At 42.5% G+C, this 22,274-nt stretch carries 21 protein-coding genes and 1 other RNA gene; 13 read left to right on the plus strand and 9 right to left on the minus strand.

What is annotated here, in order from left to right; genetic code table 11:
- Window positions 1–165: 165 nt before the first annotated feature.
- Window positions 166–1,977, plus strand: coding sequence for a GNAT family N-acyltransferase (locus ED312_RS22140; protein ID WP_123218202.1), 1,812 nt, complete (start codon window positions 166–168; stop codon window positions 1,975–1,977).
- Window positions 1,978–2,150: 173 nt separating this feature from the next.
- On the opposite strand, the gene tnpA is transcribed toward ED312_RS22140, so the two are convergent.
- A complete protein-coding gene (gene tnpA / locus ED312_RS22145) occupies window positions 2,151–2,582 on the minus strand; it encodes an IS200/IS605 family transposase (RefSeq protein WP_123218203.1) in 432 nt (143 codons plus the stop codon).
- Between the two features lie 290 nt (window positions 2,583–2,872).
- Between tnpA and ED312_RS22150 the strand changes: the two genes are divergently transcribed.
- A complete protein-coding gene (locus ED312_RS22150; RefSeq protein ID WP_123218204.1) occupies window positions 2,873–4,093 on the plus strand; it encodes an OprO/OprP family phosphate-selective porin in 1,221 nt (406 codons plus the stop codon).
- A gap of 166 nt (window positions 4,094–4,259) precedes the next feature.
- Here ED312_RS22150 and ssrA read toward each other — a convergent pair.
- Window positions 4,260–4,657: a transfer-messenger RNA gene (gene ssrA / locus ED312_RS22155) on the minus strand.
- 143 nt (window positions 4,658–4,800) lie between these two features.
- Here ssrA and ED312_RS22160 point away from each other — a divergent pair.
- A complete protein-coding gene (locus tag ED312_RS22160) occupies window positions 4,801–6,003 on the plus strand; it encodes an NAD(P)-dependent oxidoreductase (protein WP_123218222.1) in 1,203 nt (400 codons plus the stop codon).
- A gap of 11 nt (window positions 6,004–6,014) precedes the next feature.
- Here the strand turns inward: ED312_RS22160 and ED312_RS22165 are convergent, their stop codons facing one another.
- From ED312_RS22165 to rlmB, 4 genes are all read right to left on the minus strand, one after another.
- Window positions 6,015–7,121, minus strand: coding sequence for an endonuclease/exonuclease/phosphatase family protein (locus ED312_RS22165; protein WP_240643172.1), 1,107 nt, complete (start codon window positions 7,119–7,121; stop codon window positions 6,015–6,017).
- A complete protein-coding gene (locus ED312_RS22170) occupies window positions 7,121–7,285 on the minus strand; it encodes a YqaE/Pmp3 family membrane protein (RefSeq protein ID WP_123218205.1) in 165 nt (54 codons plus the stop codon). Before ED312_RS22170 ends, ED312_RS22165 begins: the two co-directional genes overlap by 1 nt.
- Before the next feature lie 158 nt (window positions 7,286–7,443).
- Window positions 7,444–8,268: a 3-deoxy-8-phosphooctulonate synthase gene (kdsA, locus tag ED312_RS22175; protein WP_123218224.1), complete on the minus strand. Its 825-nt coding sequence runs from the start codon at window positions 8,266–8,268 to the stop codon at window positions 7,444–7,446.
- 64 nt (window positions 8,269–8,332) lie between these two features.
- On the minus strand, window positions 8,333–9,076 hold the full coding sequence (rlmB, locus tag ED312_RS22180) for a 23S rRNA (guanosine(2251)-2'-O)-methyltransferase RlmB (RefSeq protein ID WP_123218206.1): 744 nt from the start codon (window positions 9,074–9,076) through the stop codon (window positions 8,333–8,335).
- Between the two features lie 604 nt (window positions 9,077–9,680).
- On the opposite strand from rlmB, the gene ED312_RS22185 reads away from it, so the two are divergent.
- The 10 genes from ED312_RS22185 to ED312_RS22210 all read left to right on the plus strand — a co-directional run bounded on the left by ED312_RS22185 (window position 9,681) and on the right by ED312_RS22210 (window position 19,335).
- Window positions 9,681–11,882 (plus strand): peptidase domain-containing ABC transporter, encoded by a 2,202-nt coding sequence (locus ED312_RS22185; RefSeq protein WP_123218207.1) that lies wholly within the window; start codon window positions 9,681–9,683, stop codon window positions 11,880–11,882.
- 24 nt (window positions 11,883–11,906) lie between these two features.
- A complete protein-coding gene (locus ED312_RS22190) occupies window positions 11,907–13,238 on the plus strand; it encodes an HlyD family secretion protein (RefSeq protein ID WP_170164598.1) in 1,332 nt (443 codons plus the stop codon).
- Between the two features lie 53 nt (window positions 13,239–13,291).
- A complete protein-coding gene (locus ED312_RS23980; protein WP_170164599.1) occupies window positions 13,292–13,444 on the plus strand; it encodes a hypothetical protein in 153 nt (50 codons plus the stop codon).
- Window positions 13,445–13,662: 218 nt separating this feature from the next.
- Window positions 13,663–13,818 carry a hypothetical protein gene (locus ED312_RS23985; RefSeq protein ID WP_170164600.1) on the plus strand — a complete coding sequence of 52 codons (156 nt, stop codon included), beginning with the start codon at window positions 13,663–13,665 and terminating at the stop codon, window positions 13,816–13,818.
- A 95-nt stretch (window positions 13,819–13,913) separates the two neighbouring features.
- The gene (locus tag ED312_RS23990; RefSeq protein WP_170164601.1) at window positions 13,914–14,084 is read left to right on the plus strand and encodes a class I lanthipeptide; all 171 of its coding nucleotides are present in this window, start codon (window positions 13,914–13,916) and stop codon (window positions 14,082–14,084) included.
- Window positions 14,085–14,097: 13 nt separating this feature from the next.
- Window positions 14,098–14,301, plus strand: a complete 204-nt coding sequence (locus ED312_RS23615) for a hypothetical protein (protein ID WP_148044350.1) — start codon at window positions 14,098–14,100, stop codon at window positions 14,299–14,301.
- Window positions 14,302–14,467: 166 nt separating this feature from the next.
- On the plus strand, window positions 14,468–14,731 hold the full coding sequence (locus tag ED312_RS23620; protein ID WP_148044351.1) for a hypothetical protein: 264 nt from the start codon (window positions 14,468–14,470) through the stop codon (window positions 14,729–14,731).
- Between the two features lie 181 nt (window positions 14,732–14,912).
- Window positions 14,913–16,121 carry a lanthionine synthetase C family protein gene (locus ED312_RS22200; protein WP_123218210.1) on the plus strand — a complete coding sequence of 403 codons (1,209 nt, stop codon included), beginning with the start codon at window positions 14,913–14,915 and terminating at the stop codon, window positions 16,119–16,121.
- Window positions 16,122–16,184: 63 nt separating this feature from the next.
- Window positions 16,185–18,428, plus strand: a complete 2,244-nt coding sequence (locus ED312_RS22205; protein WP_123218211.1) for a lantibiotic dehydratase family protein — start codon at window positions 16,185–16,187, stop codon at window positions 18,426–18,428.
- Window positions 18,418–19,335 carry a thiopeptide-type bacteriocin biosynthesis protein gene (locus ED312_RS22210; protein WP_123218212.1) on the plus strand — a complete coding sequence of 306 codons (918 nt, stop codon included), beginning with the start codon at window positions 18,418–18,420 and terminating at the stop codon, window positions 19,333–19,335. The genes ED312_RS22205 and ED312_RS22210 overlap by 11 nt, the downstream gene beginning before the upstream one ends.
- A gap of 55 nt (window positions 19,336–19,390) precedes the next feature.
- Here the strand turns inward: ED312_RS22210 and purE are convergent, their stop codons facing one another.
- From purE to moeB, 3 genes are all read right to left on the minus strand, one after another.
- Complete coding sequence (gene purE / locus ED312_RS22215; protein WP_123218213.1) at window positions 19,391–19,876, minus strand: 5-(carboxyamino)imidazole ribonucleotide mutase; 486 nt, start codon at window positions 19,874–19,876, stop codon at window positions 19,391–19,393.
- Window positions 19,877–19,966: 90 nt separating this feature from the next.
- Window positions 19,967–21,118 carry a 5-(carboxyamino)imidazole ribonucleotide synthase gene (locus ED312_RS22220; protein ID WP_123218214.1) on the minus strand — a complete coding sequence of 384 codons (1,152 nt, stop codon included), beginning with the start codon at window positions 21,116–21,118 and terminating at the stop codon, window positions 19,967–19,969.
- 44 nt (window positions 21,119–21,162) lie between these two features.
- The gene (gene moeB, locus ED312_RS22225) at window positions 21,163–22,260 is read right to left on the minus strand and encodes a HesA/MoeB/ThiF family protein (protein ID WP_123218215.1); all 1,098 of its coding nucleotides are present in this window, start codon (window positions 22,258–22,260) and stop codon (window positions 21,163–21,165) included.
- Window positions 22,261–22,274 lie beyond the last annotated feature (14 nt).

A 22,274-nucleotide genomic window follows, 5' to 3' on the forward strand; every position in this document is an offset into this window, starting at 1 on the left:
CCTTCACTAAACAGTGAGGGGTTTTTTTATACCCCACACCGAAAGAAAACACTATTCCAAACATATAAATTCAGGCACGAATGAAGTTTAAAATTTAAGTTCGTGTGTAAGAATAGACGGTGAAACTATTTTGTGTAAATTTGTAGTTCGCTTAACAATTAACCAATGGGATTAGTAACTGCTAAAGAAGTTGCTCAGGCAATTCATGTGGACAAATATGGTATTTTCGGAACCTTTATGGGCTGGCTCCTAATGAAATTGCTAAAAATATCTACACTGAACAGAATTTATAACAGGAATAAGCACCTTGACAAAATAGAGTTTTTAGATGGGATACTCGACGAGTTTCAGATCCGGTTCGAGATCCCGGAGGAGGACATGAAACGCCTTCCCAAAGAAGGAAGTTATATTACCATATCTAATCATCCTCTAGGGGGAATAGATGGTATATTGTTATTGAAACTCCTTTTGGAAGAGCGACCGGATTACAAGATTATCGCCAATTTCCTGTTACATCGTATAGAGCCCCTAAAGCCCTATATAATGCCGGTTAATCCGTTTGAAGAGCATAAGAATGCCAGGTCCAGCATCACCGGGTTTAAACAATCCTTATGCCATTTGAAAGACGGACATCCCCTGGGGATTTTTCCGGCCGGGGAAGTATCTACCTATAAGGATGGTAAATTGATTGTGGACAAACCATGGGAAGAAGCGGCAATGAAACTGATTAAAAAGGCAGAAGTACCGGTTATTCCGGTTTATTTTCATGCGAAAAACAGCCGTTTGTTTTACAGGCTTGCCAGAATCAGTGATACCTTGCGTACGGCAAAATTACCGTCGGAATTACTTACGCAGAAAAACAGGGTGATTAAGGTACGTATAGGAAGACCTATTTCGGTAGATACCCAGAAAGAGTTCGATACTCTCAACTCCTTCACCGAATTCTTGAGAAAAAAGACATACATGCTGGCAAACCCTTATCAGAAAGAAAGCCTTCTGAAAAAGGTTCCCTCCTCATTAAAGCTTCCGAAAGTTCCTAAGAAAATTATTACCCCCGTAGCACCCGATCTGATGGATGATGAAATTAATGCACTCCGGGAAAATGATTGCAGGTTGTTAAAGAGTAAGGACTACGAAGTGTTTTTAGCACCTTCCGGGCGCATTCCCCATGTTTTACAGGAGATCGGAAGATTGCGGGAAATAACATTTCGTGAGGTGGGTGAAGGAACGAACCAGGCGGTGGACCTGGATCATTTTGATACCTATTACCATCATATGTTTTTATGGGACAATGCGGAAAAAAGAATAGTAGGGGCATACCGTATGGGGCTTGGTTCTGAGATATTTGCTGCCTATGGTATTGATGGTTTCTATTTACAGGACCTTTTTCGTTTTGAACCGGAACTATATAAAATGATGAGTGAATCCATAGAAATGGGAAGAGCGTTTATCATTAAGGAATACCAGCAAAAACCAATGCCACTTTTCCTTTTATGGAAAGGTATAGTTCATACGACCCTGAGATATCCGGAGCACAAATATCTTATTGGCGGGGTAAGTATCAGCAACCAGTTTTCGAATTTCTCGAAATCACTGATGATAGAGTTTATGAAGTCCAACTATTACGATCCGTATGTAGCACAGTATATAAAACCGAAAAAGGAATTTAAGGTAAAGCTCAAGGATGCGGATAAGGATTTTGTTTTTGATGAAACCGAAGCTGACCTGAATAAATTTGACAAGATCATCGATGAAGTGGAACCAGGTAACCTGCGCTTGCCTGTGCTTATCAAGAAGTATATTAAACAGAATGCCAAAGTTGTTGCCTTTAATGTAGATCCTTTGTTCAATAATTCCGTAGACGGATTAATGTACATACGGATAGCAGACCTTCCGGAGAGCACGGTAAAGCCGGTTATGGAAGAATTACAGGAAGAACTTGAACGAAAATTTATGAACAACGACGGCGAGAAATAAATTCCCTTTTGCCGGTTTGTACGAGAGTGATCATAAACCGGAAGTGACAATGTATGGAAGCATACAGACGGGAGGACATTGAATTTCTTTCAATGCTACACTTTACTTAACTAAACCACTATGGACTTGAAGTCCATAGGTTTTTAAATCTGACTAAAGTCAGCAGTACGTGATTACTCTAATATAAAAGCATCGCTATCATTATCTGAGGTACGATGATGCTCCAAATATTCATTGACCATCTCATCCGTAATATTGCCTGTACTCCAACATCCAAATCCGATCGCCCAAAAATGACGACCCCAATAACGCTTCTTCAAGGAGGGAAATTCTTCTTGTAATTTCCGGGAACTGCGCCCTTTCAACTTCTTTACTAAGCCACTGATAGATTGTGAGGGACGATACTCGAGGTGCATATGAACATGATCCTTACTCACAACTCCTTTGAGAATCTGTACGCCTTCTACGTCACAAACCTGAATCAAAATGGAGCGGCAACGGCGTTGAATATCCCCCGTTAAAACGCCGAAACGATATTTCGTGCTCCACACTATGTGTACTGTTAAACGTGATACCGTATGACCATTGACTCGCTGATCTCCCATACTCAAAGATAAAAATTTTTAGAAGCTAAAGCGAGATGCACTAAAGTGCATAGGTTTGACTTTTACTGAGACCACTAAAAATTAACTTTCTGGTAAAACAGGTCTGATTTTATAAAGAATTCCGTACTTTTGGCTTTTCATTTTTGGGGTGTTTGTCATCATTTAATACATTGTTACCCATTGTGTTTGTGAAGATTAAACACTTTTTTGTTGTCCGGTTTTCTCCCGGAGTACGCATAGTATTGCTTCTTGCGGGATCGGAGAATCTTAGCTTAAAATTATTTTTAGGAATGACTGACCACACCTTTTTTCGCTCACCTGCCTTTTTGGTTATTTGTCTGTTTTTTGCCCTTCACGCATCTGCCCAACAGGCGGAAAAGGACACTATACCTCCTTCCTGGAAAATAGGTTACGGTGATAGGGGATTTGAACTGAAATCTTCCGATGACCGGTATTCACTACAGATACAGGGACGTGTACAATTTCGCTTTGCAACTCCCGACGATCAGGACCCTGTTACTTTTGACGATTATAATGGGGGAAACAACAATCTGTTTGAAGTGAACCGTGCGCGTTTGAAGGTCGGAGGAAATGCTTACCAACCCTGGCTTAAATATTACTGGGAGTACGAACTTCAAAGATCGAATCTTCTGGATTTTAGGGTAATGGTAGAGAAGTGGGACTGGTTTAAACTGAAGGTAGGACAATGGAAGGTGGAATATTCAAGGGAACGCCGAATCAGTAGCGGTGAACAGGGACTGATGGATCGGTCTATTATAAACAGGCCTTTTACCGTAGACAGGCAACAGGGAGTAGAGCTTTACGGGAGACTCAAAAATGGCGGAACACTTGACTTTAGCTATTGGGCAGGAGTATTTACCGGTACCGGAAGAGGAAGCGACAGCAATGATGACGGGCATCTTATGTATTTCGGGAGAATACAATGGAACGTATTCGGAGAGGATTTGGGATTTAAAAGCAGTGATTTTGAATTTCATCGTAAACCACAGGCTATTATTGCCCTTGCGGGGATTACCAACCGTAGTCCGTATACCAGGTTCTCGCAGTCCGGAGGAGGATATCTGAACGGGTTTGAAGATGGTGTTGCCAGTCAGTACAGGGTTAACCAGTATAACCTGGAAACAGCATTTGTATACAACGGGTTTAGCTGGCAGTCCGAATGGCACCATAAGGATATTATAGACCGCCTCACCGAAACAAACGACCTGACTACGATGGAAGGGTTTTATCTGCAGGCGGGATACCTGGCCAATTCTACATTTGAATGGTGGCCGAGACAACTGGAAATTGCAGGCAGATATGCCCGGTTTACACCGGATACCGATTTAAAAAATGATTTTCAGGAGGAAGCAACCCTGGCGTTTAACTGGTTTTTTAAAGAGCATAAAAACAAGCTTACCCTGGAGATCAGCCATTTTGATTATGAACTGGCGAATAATGGTATAGATGATAAAGTCCGGTTCCGGGTGCAATGGGATATCTCTTTTTAAAGACCTTAATACATTGAGAAAATTATCAATAATATCAGAACTGTACGGAAATCACGATGGTATTTTTAGCTTCTTTTACTGCTTGCGGCCAACTTCTTCGTTAGCAAACCACTTCCTATAAAAAATAAAACCATCATCATTTCATGCGAAATGATGATGGTTTGTAATGTGGAGTCGGAGAGAATCGAACTCTCGTCCAAACAGGCAATCAAAAAGCTTTCTACATGCTTAGTCTTCGTTTGTTTTTCGACGCAGGGCTGACCGAAAACCGCCTACCATGCGCTTAGCTTCTTAAAATTTAAAATACTGACGAAGCTGCAGTATTTCTATGTTGACTTTTATGGTGTCTCCTTGCGGACCGCCGTCAACAAGGGCTATCCGGAGACATCCTGCTTTTCCGCCTTGCGGAAACGTGGCTAAATCTTACTATAATTCAGATTATGCAGCAAGAGCGTAGTTATTCTCGCCATTTAAAAGGTGTGAAACATGAGATTTAAGAGCTATATCCCAGCGCTCTGCATGCTTACATTTCAATTCGACCCGCTGTCAAAACCAGTCGACCCCAGTATGTAAAGAACGTTATAAAATAATTACAAGAGTACAAAGGTACTATAAAAAATTATTCGCCGAAAATGTTGCGGAGAATAATTACAACGGTTACATTTGAAACAAATAGTATGCCAAAAAGTTATAAAAAATATAATTACATGAAGTTCGGAATAATCAGAGAAAGGAAAAACCCTCCGGATAAAAGGGTGGTATTGTCTCCGTCAGCCTGTTTATGGATCAAAGAACAGTTCCCGGAAGTAGAATTATATGTGGAAACTTCGGATATCAGGGTTTTTAAGGATAGAGATTATGAAGAGGCCGGTTTTCCCGTTACGGATAAAGTAAGTCATTGTGACATACTTCTGGGAGTGAAAGAGGTTCCGGTGGATGCCCTGGTCCCGGGCAAAAAATATTTTTTCTTTTCGCATACGATAAAAAAACAACCATATAATCGTAAACTTTTACAGGCCGTTCTGGAAAAAAATATAGAATTGTATGACCATGAGGTAATAACCGGGCGTAATGGACAGCGATTGGTAGCATTCGGCCGTTACGCGGGAATTGTAGGAGCATATAACGGAATAAGGGCTTACGGATTGAAATCGGGTTTATATGATATACCTAAAGCTGAAATGCTTCCTGACCGGTTGGCATTGATAGAAGCCCTGGAAAAAACGAAACTTCCGGATATTAAAATACTGCTTACCGGGAAGGGAAGGGTAGGTAGCGGTGTGAAGGAAATGCTGGACGGTATGGGGCTTAAACAGGTGGATTGTGACACTTATCTCACCCGGACATTTTCATACCCTGTATATTGTCAGATAGATGTTTTGGAATATAATAAGAGAAAGGATGGAACACCCGCTTCTTTTCAGGATTTTTATGAAAACCCACAGGAATACGAATCGGATTTTATGCGATTTTCGAGGGTAACGGACCTGTATATAGCAGGCCATTTTTACGGGCAGGGAGCTCCCGCGATATTTACCCGGGAAGATGCGGTATCTCCTGATTTCAATATCCGGGTTGTGGCAGATATCAGTTGTGATATCGACGGCCCGGTGGCTTCTACGATTCGTGCGTCTACTATTGCAGATCCTGTGTATGGTTATGACCCCCAGACCGGAACGGAGACGGATTTCAGGCAGGAAGGTGCTATAGCGGTAATGGCGGTGGATAATCTGCCTTGTGAATTGCCAAAAGATGCCAGTGAAGGGTTCGGAGAGATGTTTACGGAATATGTAATGCCCGCTTTTTTCAATGGAGATAAAGATGGTATCCTGGAACGTGCACGGATGACCAGTAAAGGGCACCTGACAGACCGTTATGCCTATTTGCAGGATTATGTAGATGGAAAATAAAGAGGATCCGGTCAGGTATCAGTTGTTTTGTACTGGATTTCTTCTGTTCTGACGATAGGTGCTGCCTTGATGATTTTTTCACGGGCCAGTTCTTTATCTTCACTGTCGGCCTGTGGTTCTTCCTGGACTTTCTCCGCAAGAGAACGGAACTGGAAATCGGCATATATGGGGAAATGATCTGATCCGACTCCAGGTAATCTTCGGATTTCATTGAGCATAAAATCCCCGGAATGGAATACATGGTCCAACGGCCATCGAAGAAAAAAATAACCGGCATGGAATGTGCTGAACATCCCCCTGCCTATTCTTGGGTCCAGCAAACCGCTTATTTTACGGAAAAGTATGGTGGTATACGACCAGGCCACATCATTAAGATCTCCGAAGACAAGAGTGGTTTCGTCAGCTTTTTTTACTTTTTTGCCTACAAATAATAACTCTCCATCCCTGTCCGTGGACGTATCACTTTCCGTGGGACTGGGTGGCATGGGATGAAGGCAGTATATTTTAACCCGCTTTCCGGAAGGGAGTCTTACATAGGATTCTATCGAGGGAATATCATCTTTTATCAGATACATGGTTTTGGCATCTTCGAGTTCCAGGTTGGAATACAAGTGCATACCGTATAAATTGTCCAATGGGATTTTAACACTGTAAGGATAATCTTTTTCCAGTACATCCAGTTGCGTTTCCCACCAGGAGTCGGTTTCCAGCGTAAGTACCATATTGGGTTTTTTCCGGTATATAAGCCTGATGAGCTTGTCGGAACTCCTGTTAGACGTTAACACATTGCTTACCAGTAATGAAACACGGTTGTCATCATCTTTCTTACCTTTATATCGAATGACTTCCTTTTTGAAAAACGGCGTATACGGCAAAATCTTTATTGTCTGATAAACAATAGCGAGTATTAAAACGCCTGTAAAAACAAAAGGGAACGGAGTGGTATAGCGACAGAAACAAAGACATAGAAAGAGTGCAGCCATTCCCAATAGCCATAGCTGAAGCCTGGGGAAATCGAATATACGTATCCACCAGTTATCCCACTTTAGGAGTGGGGCAAGAGTGAAAATGATAAAAGCGGAAGAAAGTACGATGACCGCTATTTCCGGAGTCTGCACTATCTATCGTGTTTTGCAATAACCCAAATAGCATGAATAACTCCCGGAAGGAACCCTAACAGGGTTAAAAGAATATTCAGCCAGAAAGCTCCTTTGAGGCCTACGGTAAGGAATACACCCAAAGGAGGGAGGATAATTGCACATATAATTCTAAGGATACTCATATCTTTCTGTTATTTTAAAGATTTGTTTATACTAAGATAGCTTTTTCTGTCCGAAAAGACAACTAATACACGTACCTGTTTTACTCCATGGCAGCGCCCTGTTGAACATGAAAACAGACTTCATTCAGGGATTGAAATGGTATGTTCCGGGCTGATCCTTACCTGTTAAAGGAATTGATTGTTCTTCGGATGGCAACCAGATTGGTCAGCAGTTTTTCGAGGTGATCGAGATGGAGCATATTTGCCCCGTCACTTTTGGCATTGGCCGGATCGAAATGGGTTTCGAGGAACAATCCGTCCACACCATTTACAACACCTGCACGGGCTATGGTTTCGATCATGTCCGGCCTTCCCCCGGTCACTCCACTGCTCTGGTTAGGCTGCTGAAGCGAGTGGGTAATATCCAGCACAACCGGGGCGTATTGCCTCATTGTGGGAATACCGCGGAAATCGACGATCAGGTCCTGATACCCGAACATAGTCCCCCTGTCGGTAATTACCGCCTGTTCATTGCCGCTGTCCAGGACCTTCTGTACAGCATGTTTCATGCTTTCCGGGCTCATAAACTGGCCTTTTTTAAGGTTAATGGTCTTGCCCGTTTTGGCTGCGGCAACTACGAGATCCGTCTGGCGTACAAGAAATGCAGGAATCTGGAGGATATCCACATATTCTGCAGCTTTGACAGCATCATCTATTTCATGAATATCCGTAATGGTAGGAATGTGGAAGGTCTCGGATACCTTGCGTAGTATTTTTAATGCTTTTTCATCTCCTATACCGGTAAAGCTGTCTATACGGCTACGGTTGGCTTTTTTGAAACTTCCTTTAAAAACGTATGGTATCTGTAGTTTATCAGTAATACTTACTACTTTTTCTGCAATACGCATGGCCATTTCTTCTCCTTCAATGGCACAGGGACCGGCGAGGAGGAAAAAATTTCCGGCACCGATATGTTTTATCTGTGGGATCGCTTCTGTTTTCATGGGAGTATTTTTTATTTTTTTATCCGGCATCCCCGGAAAGTAATATTATTTAACTATAGCAAATTTAGAGGTTATTTTTTCGTTGCCGTATTACTTCGTATAAAAAAACGCCGCAGGCAACAGAGACATTAAGCGAACCGATATTGCCATACAGGGGAAGTTTGGCCCGATGGTCGGCAGATTTCAGGACGGAAGGTGAAATCCCCTTGTCCTCGGCTCCCATAACAACAGCCAGGGGCATGTTCAATTGCAGATCGTAAAGAGTATCATCGGTTTTTTCCGTAGCCGCAATGACCTGAATACCCGAAGCCTGCATATAAAAAACAGCATCTTTAATATGGTCTACACGACAAATCGGCACATTAAAAACTGCGCCGGCAGAAGTCTTTACTGTATCGGCTGTTACAGGGGCCCCGCCTTTATTCTGAACAATGATGCCATGTACTCCGGTGCATTCGGCAGTGCGGATAATGGCACCGAAGTTCCGCACATCCGAAAGCTGGTCCAAAAGGAGAAAGAAAGGCGTTTCCCCGGATTCCATAACATTCATGACCAGGTTTTCCAGGGAATGAAACTCCACCGGTGATATGTTGGCAATAACACCCTGGTGATTTTTTTTACTAAGGCGGTTTAGTTTCTCCAGGGGAACATGCGATACGTTTATCTGTTCTTTGCGGAGCAAGGTTTCCAGTTCCGAGAATAGTGCACCTTTGAGCCCTTTCTGGATGAAGACCTTGTCAATGGTGTTTCCGGCATTAACGGCTTCTATTACTGCCCGGATACCGAATATCTGATAGTCTTTTTGCATGGGGCAAAGGTATGAAAAAGAAGTTCTTCTTTCTGTAAGGTATAAAGGATTCAGTCATTATAATAAAGAACCTCTTCTACTTGCAATTTTCAGAGGTAGGGGCGAGTTTTTTCTGGTGTGTGGAAATGATCTTACGGTTTTTCCGGGATCGAGAACAAGAAAGCTTTCGGGTTTCGGTTCAAGTCCTCTTTCCGGTAACATCCCTTCCGTGATATCCTGAAACTTCCTCAGCATAATGTACGACAAGCTGGTAATGTTATCTGTATGGAAAAAATGTTTTATATCATTAGTCAGGGCAGGAGCATGAACAGGTGCCGGAATATGATATCAGGAAATTATGGTCATCAGAAAATGAACCTTTTGCCGATTTTAAAAGATAATTGGTAGAATACCAGAATTTCCTCGATAAATTAATCATTTATTGTAAAAATATAAATATCTATAATTTAGTGTTTTGAATGCTCGTGGGGTACGTAATTGCAGATGATCTGTTCTTATAGTTGTACCTTTTGGTACATACTTCTCTACTTTTTTTTATTTTAGTAAGCTGAACATAATTCCTTGCCCGATACAACAAAGGAGTTCTACTTGCTAAAACCTATTTATGAACCTAAAGAAATTTCCGTTTTACAGGCAGCTGGATCAAATGGATTGCGGTCCTACTTGTCTTCGAATGATAGCCAAGTATTACGGAAGGTCTTATGCTACCGATTTTTTACGCCGGAAGGCAAATATTACGCGGGAAGGGGTATCTCTCGGAGGAATTGCCGAAGCTGCCGAAAGCATTGGTTTTCATTCACTGGCGGTAAGTATTGATTTCACAACCCTGGAAGAAGAAGTACCCCTGCCCTGTATAGCACATTGGAGACAACGGCATTTTGTAGTTGTCCACGCTATAAAAAAAGGACAGGTATATGTAGCCGATCCGGCTCACGGGCTTGTTAAATATGGTAAAAGGGAATTCATATCCGGGTGGATCGGTAAAAATGCAGATATCGAAGATGAAGGTTACCTGCTCTTGCTGGAACCGACGCCCAGTTTTTACGAAAGTGGAAAGGATGTACAAACAGAGTATGGCTTTAAATTCCTGTTGTGGTATTTCAAACCTTATAAAAAACATCTGGCCCAGCTGTTTTTGGGATTGATTGTGGGTAGCTTACTTCAATTGATCTTTCCTTTCCTTACTCAGGCAGTAGTGGATTATGGTATTAATTACCAGAATCTGAACTTCGTTTATCTCATCCTGGTTGCACAATTAACGCTGTTCGTTTCCCAAACTACGGTAGAACTCATCAGAGGATGGATTTTATTGCATGTAACCAGCAGGGTAAACATCAATCTTATTTCCGATTTTCTTATTAAGTTGATGCGTCTGCCTATTGCATTTTTCGATTCCAAGAACACGGGAGATATTATCCAGCGTATTTACGACCATAACCGTATACAGAATTTTTTGTCCACAACCACTTTAAACACGTTGTTTTCAGCTTTTAATGTGGTGATTTTCGGAGTGATACTGGCTTATTACAACCTCGGTATCTTTCTCGTCTTTCTGTTCGGGTCTATTCTTTATATAGGATGGACCTTACTTTTCATGAAGAAACGGGCGGAGCTGGATTACAAGCGTTTCGATCAGTCTTCGGATAACCAAAGCAGCCTGTACCAGCTGATATCCGGAATGCAGGAAATAAAACTGAACGGATCGGAGCGGAGAAGGCGATGGGAATGGGAGGCTATCCAGGTACGGTTATTTAAAATCTCAATAAAAGGTCTGTCCCTATCCCAGACCCAGAATACCGGAGGGCGTTTTCTGAACGAATTAAAAAATATCCTCATCACCTTTATAGCGGCAAAGTCAGTTATAGATGGCGACCTTACGCTGGGTATGATGTTGTCCGTTCAATATATAATCGGACAGCTGAACCTGCCTATTAATAACTTTATTACTTTTATCCAGAGCGGACAGGATGCCAAAATAAGTCTGGAGAGATTATCTGAAATCCATTCCAAGGAAGATGAAGAGAATCCGTATGAAGACAATATAACCGAGTTACCGGAAAACAAGAGTATTGAGTTCCGGGATGTGAGTTTTCGTTATGGGGGAACATCATCTCCGTTAGTTCTGGATAATCTTAATTTTGAGATACCCGAAGGAAAGGTCACGGCGATTGTAGGGGCAAGCGGAAGCGGAAAAACCACCCTCGTGAAGCTTCTCCTCAAATTTTACGAACCTTCGGAAGGTGTAATACAGGTGGGAAACACCAGGTTAAAAAACCTCAATACTACGGTCTGGAGAAGGGCATGCGGTTCCGTGATGCAGGATGGGTTCCTGTTCGGCGACACGATTGCACGGAATATTACGGAATCGGATTCGGAAGGTGTTATCAGTAAAGAAAGACTGATACATGCCGTAAGTGTGGCGAATATCGAAGATTTTATCGAAGAACAACCATCCGGATATAATACTAAAATCGGGTCCAGCGGCGTGAATATCAGTGGCGGACAAAGACAACGGATTTTAATTGCCCGGTCTGTATACAAAGACCCTAAATACATTTTTTTTGACGAAGCCACCAGTGCACTGGACGCAAATAACGAAAAGACAATTATGGAAAACCTGGAGGAATTTTACAAAGGCAAGACTGTAGTTATCGTTGCACATCGGCTAAGTACAGTGAAAAATGCAGATCAGATCATAGTGCTGGAAAAAGGAAAAATAATAGAACAGGGAACACACAGGGAGCTGGCAAAGAAAAAAGGAGCATATTTTACCCTGGTAAAAAATCAGCTGGAACTGGGAGAGTAATTTCCTTAACCATTCAAATCTTTTTTGGACACACCTATGAGCGAAACCAAAGATAAAAAGAAAAAAATCGATTACCTGGACGAGCGTTCCGATCAGGTCCAGGAAATTCTTGGCGAGGCGCCTGGCTGGATGATCAGTTGGGGGACCACCTTGGTTTTCATTATTGTCTTTGTTCTGATCGTGGGTAGCGCACTTATAAGCTACGATGATATAATTGCGGCCCGTATAACCATTACCACCAAAAACCCTCCGGCATATATTCAGGCTAACAGCGCCGGAAAACTGACAGGCTTGTATGTAGCGGCAGATGAGTCCGTGGAAGAAAATGAAATACTGGCGGAGATAGAAAATACAGCCAGCCTCAGGGATGTATACTGGTTGAAAAAAAGACTGACGGATTTTACCCCTGCGTTAATTCCGCCGGATTCCATACCGAAGATTTTTCCGCCACATCTGAAACTGGGAAGTATCCGTCCGGCATATTCCGATTTTGCTTCCCAGTATCAGAAATATGTTCTTTTTCATTTGCTCGAACCGAATAAAAAGGAGATTGTCGCTGCCACGCAACAGATAGAAGAGCAGCATGAACTTCTGGCAAAACAACAGAATCAACTTCAACTTTTTGCACAGCAACTGGCCCTTTCCGAATCGGAATATGCACGTAACAAGGCCTTATTGGATAAGGGAGTGATCTCCAAATCTGAATTCGAAACAGTTTCCCGTGCATATCTTGCGGACAAACAGCAATATGAAAGCCTGAAGAGTTCTATATCCAATACCCGTATAGCCATAGCATCTTTAAGCGGAAATAAGACACAATCGACCATAACAGGAGAAGAATTGACCTATAGCTATCGCCAGGAACTCGAAGGAGGGCTCGAAACCCTGAAGAACGAAATACACAACTGGGAACTTGCCTATGTTTTGAAAAGCCCGATGAAAGGTAAAGTATCCATGTTTGACATAAGGCATAAATATCAGAATGTTAAGGCGGGGGATATTGTATTTACCATAGTCCCCGAAGTAACGGATTCCCTTATAGGACAGATGACCATGCCGGTACAGAATTCCGGTAAGGTCAAAGTAGGGCAGAAAGTTATAATAAAACTGGATAATTATCCGTATGAAGAATGGGGAAGTCTTAGCGGCGAAATTGTCGATATATCAGCCGTACCCAAAAAAGGGGAGGCCATCTATTCTATTTATGTTAATGTGGGAAGCCTGGAAACTTCCTTTGATAAAAAACTGGAGTTCCGTCAGGAAATGCAGGGAAATGCGGAGATTATCACCGAAGAACTCAGTATATTACAAAGGATTTTTTATCAACTGACGAAAATTTTTTCACGCAATGCTTAAGATTTGTTATTTTTTTTCTATATTGAAAGTCCAAATCTTAAACTTTAATTACCATGAAAAAAAGAAGTCTTAAATCCTTAAAGCTGAACAAGAAAACAATTTCCGGTTTCAATCCGGAAAAAGTAAAAGGGGGAGACTGGCCCACCTATGGTTGCGGTGATTCCTGGCCACCGGCATGTTCGGCTGCAAGACCTTGTATCGGTTAAACTGATCTTTAATTTTCCCGCTCGGGGGAGATTTTCTTATTTTATTTTTTGTGTTATAGGAAGAAGAGAAACAAAGGGTTTTTACTCCAGATTTTCTTCTGTACAAGGGTTATCCGGAATAGAGCGGTATATTTTTGCCATATCCACAAGAATTGGTAATACCATACCGGCCTATTTTTACTTCGTCCCGCTTTCAACCGAATCCAAACATTTTTCCTATGAAAAAAAGAAGCTTAAAATCACTAAAGCTCAACAAAAAGACCATTTCCGGTTTTGTTCCTGACAAATTGAAAGGTGGAGAAAACTGGACCAGCCCTGCCTGTACAGGTTCCTGGCCTCCGGAATGCAGTGTGGCCCGGCCATGTGTGGGATAGCCCCCCATTGATTTATCATACCCGGTTTCTGTCGCGGATGGTAAAAAAGCAAATAAGAATCTTTCCTTTACACGTTAACCATAAATTTAATTACCATGAAAAAAAAGAATTTAAAAAATCTGAATCTGAACAAAACAGTAGTTAGCCGCCTGGACCGGAAAACTGCCGGTGAAATTTTAGGCGGAGAAACCGGGATTAGTTGCGCAAGCTGCCCAGGACCCACCCTGTCTTTAAAAGAGCCATGCCCGACAGTATGTAATAATTAAAGCCCTTATTATCATGAAAAAAAGAACCTTAAAAGCCTTGAAGTTAAATAAACGGACAATATCTGCCCTCCATTCGGAGAATATCAAAGGAGGAGACTGGATAAGTTATGGTTGTGGTTATACCTGGCAACCTGTTTGTAACCCTGCAACAATGAAGGTGTGTGATCCCGTTACGGGAGATGGCAATTGCGGAGGGACTACCGGGGGATGTCCGTAAAATCATTTCCTTATATAAATATTGTATTTGAGTATACATGTAAAGTACTGCCACCTTTAAGGTTGAAAACCCAAAGGTGGTTTTTTAATGTTAAATCATCGTAATTACCGGGCGTTTTTTGTTTAATTTTTCTAAATTAGAAGATTACTAACCAAAAATAAACATTATGAAAAAAAAGAAACTTACCGGAAAACTCATCCTCAAAAAAGAAAAAATATCTAATCTTGATGGTATAAAAGGAGGTTGGGAAACAGCAATTGGCTGTAATACGGATGAGTATGATACTTGTGCTACAAATGATTGTGGAACAGGAGGATGTGGTACCGGCAATTGCGGAACAGGGGGATGTGTAACAGAGTATAACTGTACAACAGATGTACACCCTGTGACGGATCCTATTCATTGCAGAACATGTGGTCCCTGTATGTAGAGAGGAACCCGAAACCTAATTTATTTCAAAGCTATATTTGATTTACTTCAGTATAGCTTTGTTTGTGTCTGGGATCGAATTACAAAACTTTAGTAAATGCAAAAGAGGACTTTAAATACCATTTGCCTTAATTGACCTGATGACAATACTACCTTAAATAAGTTACCCATAATAAACATGCATGGATAAACAACTTTTTCACAACAAACTGAAGAAAATAAACCAAATTCTAAAAGAAAAATACGAAGAAAGCGATCAGACCGGAGTACTTGCCGGAATGTCGGGTATCGCCTTGTTTCATTTTTATTATGCTAAATATACGGACACCGATGAATTTGCCGACACCGGAGTGGACATTCTAACCGATTGTATTGACCGTATTAATAACGGATATGGTTTTCCGACGTATTGTTCGGGTCTTGCAGGAACAGGATGGGTCCTGGACCATCTGGAACAGCAGGATTTTATGGATGCGGAAAGTGATGAATTGCTTGCCGAACTCGATCCGTATCTCCACAATGTTATGATTTCCGATATGAAAAGCGGGAATTATGATTTTTTACATGGGGCATTAGGATACGGATTCTATTTTTTAAAACGATATGAAAATGCCAGTTCCCCGGAACAAAAAATACAATACCAAAATTACCTTCAGGAACTCATAGCCCATTTAAAGGAACTTGGGGAAACAGAAGGAAATACCACAAAATGGCTTTCTGTTCTCTTTGCAGAGACAAGGGAAAAAGGATATAATCTCAGTTTATCCCACGGTATGTCCAGTATTGTCAATTTTTTGTCCCGCTTATATAAATATGAGGTATTCCGGTCCGAGGTGCAGAATATGCTGAAGGGAGGGGTTGAATATATATTAAGCCGTAAAAATAAAGATCCGGAGACCATTTCCCTGTTTCCCAGTTGGGTCAAAGATGAAGATGAAGAAGACAGTGTAAGCCGTCTGGCATGGTGTTACGGAGATCTTGGTGTGGGAGTTTCCCTGTGGCAGGCATCAAAAAGTCTCAAAGATGAAGAATTGGGCAGGACTGCTTTGGGAATTCTCAGGCATTCGGCCGGAAGGACCTCTCCCGAAAGTCATATGGTAAAAGATGCAGGTTTATGCCATGGTTCTTATGGCAATGCACAGATATTCAACCGTATGTATGCTGAGACCGGGGAGGAAATATTCCGGGAAGCTGCAGTTTTCTGGATAGCGGACGGGCTTGAAAAGGCAATCCACGAGGATGGGTATGCCGGGTATAAACAGTGGAAGGGACGGGATGGCATATGGGAAGGAGAGATCAATCTTCTCGAAGGTATTGCCGGAATAGGGCTTAGTATCATAAGCCATTTGTCCGGGGATAATTCATGGGATGAATGCTTAATGATAGGGTAATACCATACCCGGAAAACAAAAAATCGTATTTTTAAATTACAATCCAAGTCCAAAATCTGAACAATGAACAATAACCCATACCAGCATTTTCCCAGTTTTGTATTGCGAACGCCGTTATTACCTTTCGATTTTTATAGAGATCTTACCGCGGAAGAAAGCATTTCCGAACAAAAATTAAAGGAGTTATTCAAAGATACGGTGATACGCGAGGCTGTTTTTCTGGCATCCCCACCACTTTATGAAGAGTTATGCCGATGGGAAGAAGCAGAGATCAGGGACCGGAAAAAGACAGACAAGCTAAAATATTCCTTTCTCAAATACCTTTCCCGTATGTCTTCGCGCTGTACACCTTTTGGCCTTTTTGCCGGGTGCAATGTAGGCGGGCTGGGCGAAAAAACAACAATAGAACTGCAGGGGGCGGATAACAACCAAAGACATACAAGGCTGGATATGAATTACCTGGTGGCCCTGTCACAGGATCTCGTCAAAAACAGTAATATCCGTGAGCAGTTGCTGTTCTATCCCAATTCCAGTATTTATCGTGCAGGAGATCAGTTGCGTTACATAGAATACAAGTATGTGAACAGTAAAAGGCATCATCATATTGTGGCAGTTGATAATTCGGAATATCTCTCCGGCGTACTTGAAAAGGCAGCGAAGGGAGCTTTACTGAAAGACCTTGCCCGGACTCTTGTGGATGAGGAAATTGGCTATGAAGAAGCCGCCGGTTTTGTGGAAGAACTGGTGGAAAGCCAGCTTTTGATAAGTGAACTGGAGCCTTCTGTCTCCGGTCCGGAATTTGCGGAACAGATAAAAAGTGTGCTTCAAAAACTCAAAGGCACGGAAAGTTTACTGGGTATATTGGATGAGGTCGATTCCCGTATCAAAGAACTTGACAAAAAGATAGGAAACCCTCCCGAACAGTATCTGGAACTCAGTGAATTTCTGAAACAACTCGGAACCGGCTTCGAGCTGAAATACCTGTTTCAGACCGATATGACCCTTGGAGCGGATAAGAATATGCTGGACAGATCGGTAGTGGACACGGTGAAAAGGGGAATAACATTTCTCAATAAAATAACGCTCCCTCCGAAAGATACTTTGCTCGATAAGTTCAGGACAGCCTTCTATGAGCGGTTCGAAGAGCGGGAAGTGCCTTTGTCAAAAGCATTGGATGTGGAAATGGGGATCGGTTATAAGCAGGATCAGGGAGCGGGAGATGTCAATCCGTTGGTAGATGACCTTATCATTCCCGGCAAGAAAACCGGACATGAAGTGTCGGAAGTTCGCTGGAGTAGTGTGCTCAGTATATTGCAAAAGAAACTGGTATATGCCATAGGACGGGGAGAATACCGTATTACGCTGCAGGACGAAGATTTCAGGGACTTTGAGGAAAACTGGCAGGATTTGCCGGATACTATCTCCACCATGATTGAGGTTGTCGAAGAGAAGGGTAAAGAAAAGATCCGTTTTAGCGGAGCTGGTGGTTCCAGTGCGGCTAATTTACTGGGACGCTTTTGTCATGGTGACGAAAAGCTGAATGCATATACACAGCAAATCATAGATACGGAAACCAGTATAAACGGGGACAGGATACTTGCCGAAGTGGTACATTTACCCGAATCGAGAGTAGGTAATATATTAATGCGTCCGGCATTCAGAAGGTATGAAATCCCTTATCTTGCCAAATCCTTACTACCCGAAGAAGGACAATTGTCTATAGAGGATCTTCGTATTTCCGTAAAATTCGGAAGGAAAGTACGATTGAGATCGGAAAAACTCGGAAAAGAGGTAGTGCCACACCTTACAAATGCCCATAATTATGGGGCCAATTCCCTGCCTATTTATCATTTTTTATGTGATATGCAGACCCAGGGATTACGGTCCGGTGTAGGCTTTCACCTGGGACCCTTTGCGGGCGAATATGCCTTTATTCCACGTGTGGAATATAAGAACCTGATCCTCTCCGAAGCTACCTGGAACCTTAAAAAAGAAGATATAGAGCCTCTTAAAAAACAGGAAAAGGATAACGAGAGACTGAGGAAGGCGACCAGAGAACTCTGTAAAGAAAGAAAAATTCCGCAATACGCCATGCTTACGGATGGCGATAATGAATTATTGATTAATTTTAATAACCTCACTTCGGTCCGGATGCTGCTGGATACGGTCAGGAAAAGGACAGGCTTTAAACTGACAGAATTTTTCTTTGCCAAAGAAGGGAAGGTAAAAGACGGAAAAAAACACCACTATGCCAATCAGGTGGTACTTTCCTTTTACAATAATGAAAGATTGAAAAATGGACAGTAAACATACACAACGCAATTTTATTCTCGGCGATAGCTGGCTGTTTTATAAAATATATACCGGGCCCAAGACTTCCGATGTCGTCCTTACCGAGGTAATCCGGCCTGTTGCCGGTAAACTTGTAAAGGAAGGAATTATAGATAAATGGTTTTTCATCCGCTATTCCGACCCCAAGCATCACCTGAGGGTTCGTTTTCACTATAGCACCCCCGAGAATATCGCCGTAATAATCAACAGCCTGCTGCCTTTGTTCCGGGACTTTATCGATAAAGACCTTGTGTGGAAAATCCAGGCAGATACCTACAAACGGGAATTGGAACGTTACGGGAATAATACTATAGAGCTGGCAGAATCCCTGTTTTTTCATGACAGTGAAATGATAGTGGAGTTTCTCAATATGATAGAAGGAGACGAAGGGGAGGAGTTACGATGGCTCTTTTCCCTGCGTGCCATGGATTCCCTTCTGGATAGTTTTATGTATTCCGAAGAGGAAAAACTCCATTTAATGGAAAGACTGAAAACAGGTTTTGGTGAGGAATTCGGAATGGGAAGACCTTTGAAAAAACAGCTGGACGGTAAATATCGCCAGCAAAGGGAAAAAATTGATCGGTTTATGGTATTCCGGGAAGAGGATAATCCGGATTATGCCCCGATACTGGAAATACTTGAAGAAAAGAATAAGCGTATTGCCCCCATAGTCCGGGAAATATTAAAGCACCGGAAGGAAGAGACACTGGATGTACCGCTGAATGATCTTATGGGGAGCTACATTCATATGCTCATGAACCGCTTGTTCAAATCTAAAAACCGTATGCACGAAATGGTGTGTTATGATTTTCTGTACCGGTATTACCGATCTTCCATAGCCAGGAAAAAGAAAGCGAAGAAAATATCTAATGCGATATTATAGTTTTTGAACAGGGCAAACAAAAAAGGATCATTTCAAAGATGCCTTTTTGTTTTTCTTACTGTTTAACATTCCTGGCCCCTTCGATAACCTTGCTCTTTAACCCCTCTTTATAGATCAGTATTTTGTCAAGAACACATTTGTCACTGCTTCCTATGATCTGCGCGGCCAGTATTCCCGCATTTTTTGCCCCGTTCAACGCTACAGTGGCAACAGGAACCCCTCCGGGCATCTGAAGGATCGAGAGTACGGAATCCCACCCGTCGATAGAATTGCTGCTTTTTACGGGTACTCCGATAACAGGCAGGGGAGAGAGTGAGGCGACCATTCCGGGGAGATGAGCAGCCCCGCCGGCCCCCGCTATAATTACGGAAATACCTCTTTCATGGGCCTTTTTCCCGAATTCGAACATTTTTTCCGGGGTTCTGTGAGCGGAAACAATATCTACTTCCACTTCAATATCAAAACCTTTTAAAATATCTATGGCGTCCTGCATAACGGGCAGGTCGCTCGTGCTTCCCATAATAACGGCTACTTTGCTCATCCGATCTGTTTTTTATTTTTTGTATTGCGGGGAAAAATCCGGTGACAGAGGTTCCCCGTTGCATTGTGTTTAAAATATTGCAAAGCGATTTTAACTAACCACTTTGATGGTATTCTTTACTTTTTCGGCAATTTCCCGGGCTTTGTCAATGTCTTTGTTCACTATGGTAACATGCCCCATTTTCCGGAAAGGTCTGGTTTCTTTTTTGCCGTAGATATGCGGAGTAACACCATCCAACTTCATGATATCTTCCATATTCCGGTATTTTACTTTTCCCGTATATCCTTCCTCTCCGGTAAGGTTTACCATAATACCACCTACTTTACTGGTCGTACTGCCTAACGGTAACCCTAAAATGGCTCTTAGATGCTGTTCAAACTGGTTGGTATAACTGGCTTCAATACTGTAATGCCCGCTATTATGCGGACGTGGAGCAACCTCGTTGACCAGTATATCATTGTTTTGCGTCTGGAACATCTCCACAGCCAAAAGACCTACATGTTTGTAGGCCTCGGAAACCCTCAGGGCCACCAGTTGTGCCTTTTCTGCTACTTTCGCATCTATCCTTGCCGGACATACGACATATTCCACCTGGTTCGCTGTGGGGTGAAATTCCATTTCCACTACCGGATAGGTAGTCACTTGTCCTTCTGTACTTCGGCAGACAATAACGGCAAGTTCGTTTTTAAAGGGGATCATTTCTTCCGTAATGCATTCCACATTAGGGAGGTCATCCAGGTCGGAATAGGTGCGGATGACTTTTACGCCTCTCCCGTCATAACCGAACTGTGCACTTTTCCAGACAAAAGGAAAACGGATACTTTCGTTTTTCAGGGAGGTAAGGATTTCACTGGTATATGCAAACCTGGTAAAAGGAGCTGTCGGGATATTATGGTCCACATAGAACAGCTTCTGTTTCGCTTTGTTCTGAATAGTTTTTAAGGTAGCCGGTGAAGGATAAACTTTTACTCCTTCTTTTTCCAGTCTTTCGAGAGCAGAAACATTTACATTTTCAATTTCGAAAGTCAATACGTCTACTTTTTTTCCGAACCGGTATACGGCGTCAAAGTCCATCAGGTCACCTTTAACAAATTCATTGCAGGCAATCCGGCAGGGTGCATCTTCTCCGGGGTCCATCACCCGGGTGAATATATCGTATTTGCGGGTTTCATATAACAACATTTTACCAAGTTGCCCGCCGCCGAGTATCCCCAGTTTAAAATCGGAAGAAAAGTAGTCCATCTATTTTGCGTTTGTATTTTCCTCCGCAAAAATAGTTATTTGTTTCAGTTTATGGAATTCGACAGCACATTAAGTCCTCCGTAAAGGCTCGAAACCACCTCCGAAGGGTACTCACCCGAGTACCATTGTGCGGCCTGCAAGCTTCGGACGCCGCTTTGGCAATAAAATATAATATGTTTATTGCCGGGAATATTCGGGTGTCTCTGTGCTAATTCGTTCAGCGGGATATGCAGATCGGCATACCCGGGGAAAAGGGTACTGATGTTCGATACTTCCCGTTCCTCTTTTGTCCGGACATCAACTAAGACGAGGTTTTCCGGCATTTTTTTTATAACATCCCCGATCGTGACTTCCGACACAATGCCACTTTCGTTAATACAGGCATATTCCACATTGTTGAGTCCTTCGGGAACTTCAAAAACATTTTTCCGGAACCGGAGTACCTGGGTTTGCATGGTCAGGCAATCAATAGTAAATAATTTTCCGCTTAGCACTTCTCCGATACCGCAGATGATTTTTATGACTTCGTTGGCCTGCATAGTACCTACAATACCGGGTAAAACACCGAGAACACCTATTTCCGAACAGTTCGGGGAGGTGCCCGGAAGTGGCGGGTCGGGAAAAAGACACCGGTATGTGGGCCCATCCTCGTAATTGAATACCGATACCTGCCCCTCAAACTTAAATATAGAACCGAAAACTACGGGTTTGCCACATATCACGGCAGCATCATTGACAAGGTAACGGGTCGGAAAGTTGTCCGATCCGTCTACAATAATGTCATGAGAAGAAAATAATTCCAGTGCATTTTCTTTGGTGAGTGCTGTCGGATAAGGGGTAATCCGGATATGAGGGTTTAATGCGGATAATTTCTCCGCGGCAATAGCAGCTTTATTTTGTCCGACATCCTTTACCTCAAACAATACCTGGCGATGGAGGTTGGACAGGTCTACCGTATCGTGGTCTATAATGCCTATATGTCCTATACCCGCCGCAGTGAGATAGGGGAGTATTGCCGAACCCAATCCGCCGGCACCGATTACCAGGACACGTGATTTTTTTAATCCGGACTGTCCTTCTTCCCCGATTTCCTTCAGGAGGAGTTGTCTGTGATATTGTTCTTTTTCGGCTGTGGAAAACATAAACTCTGTCGATA

This window comes from Sinomicrobium pectinilyticum, assembly GCF_003725735.1.
Classification (GTDB): domain Bacteria; phylum Bacteroidota; class Bacteroidia; order Flavobacteriales; family Flavobacteriaceae; genus Sinomicrobium; species Sinomicrobium pectinilyticum.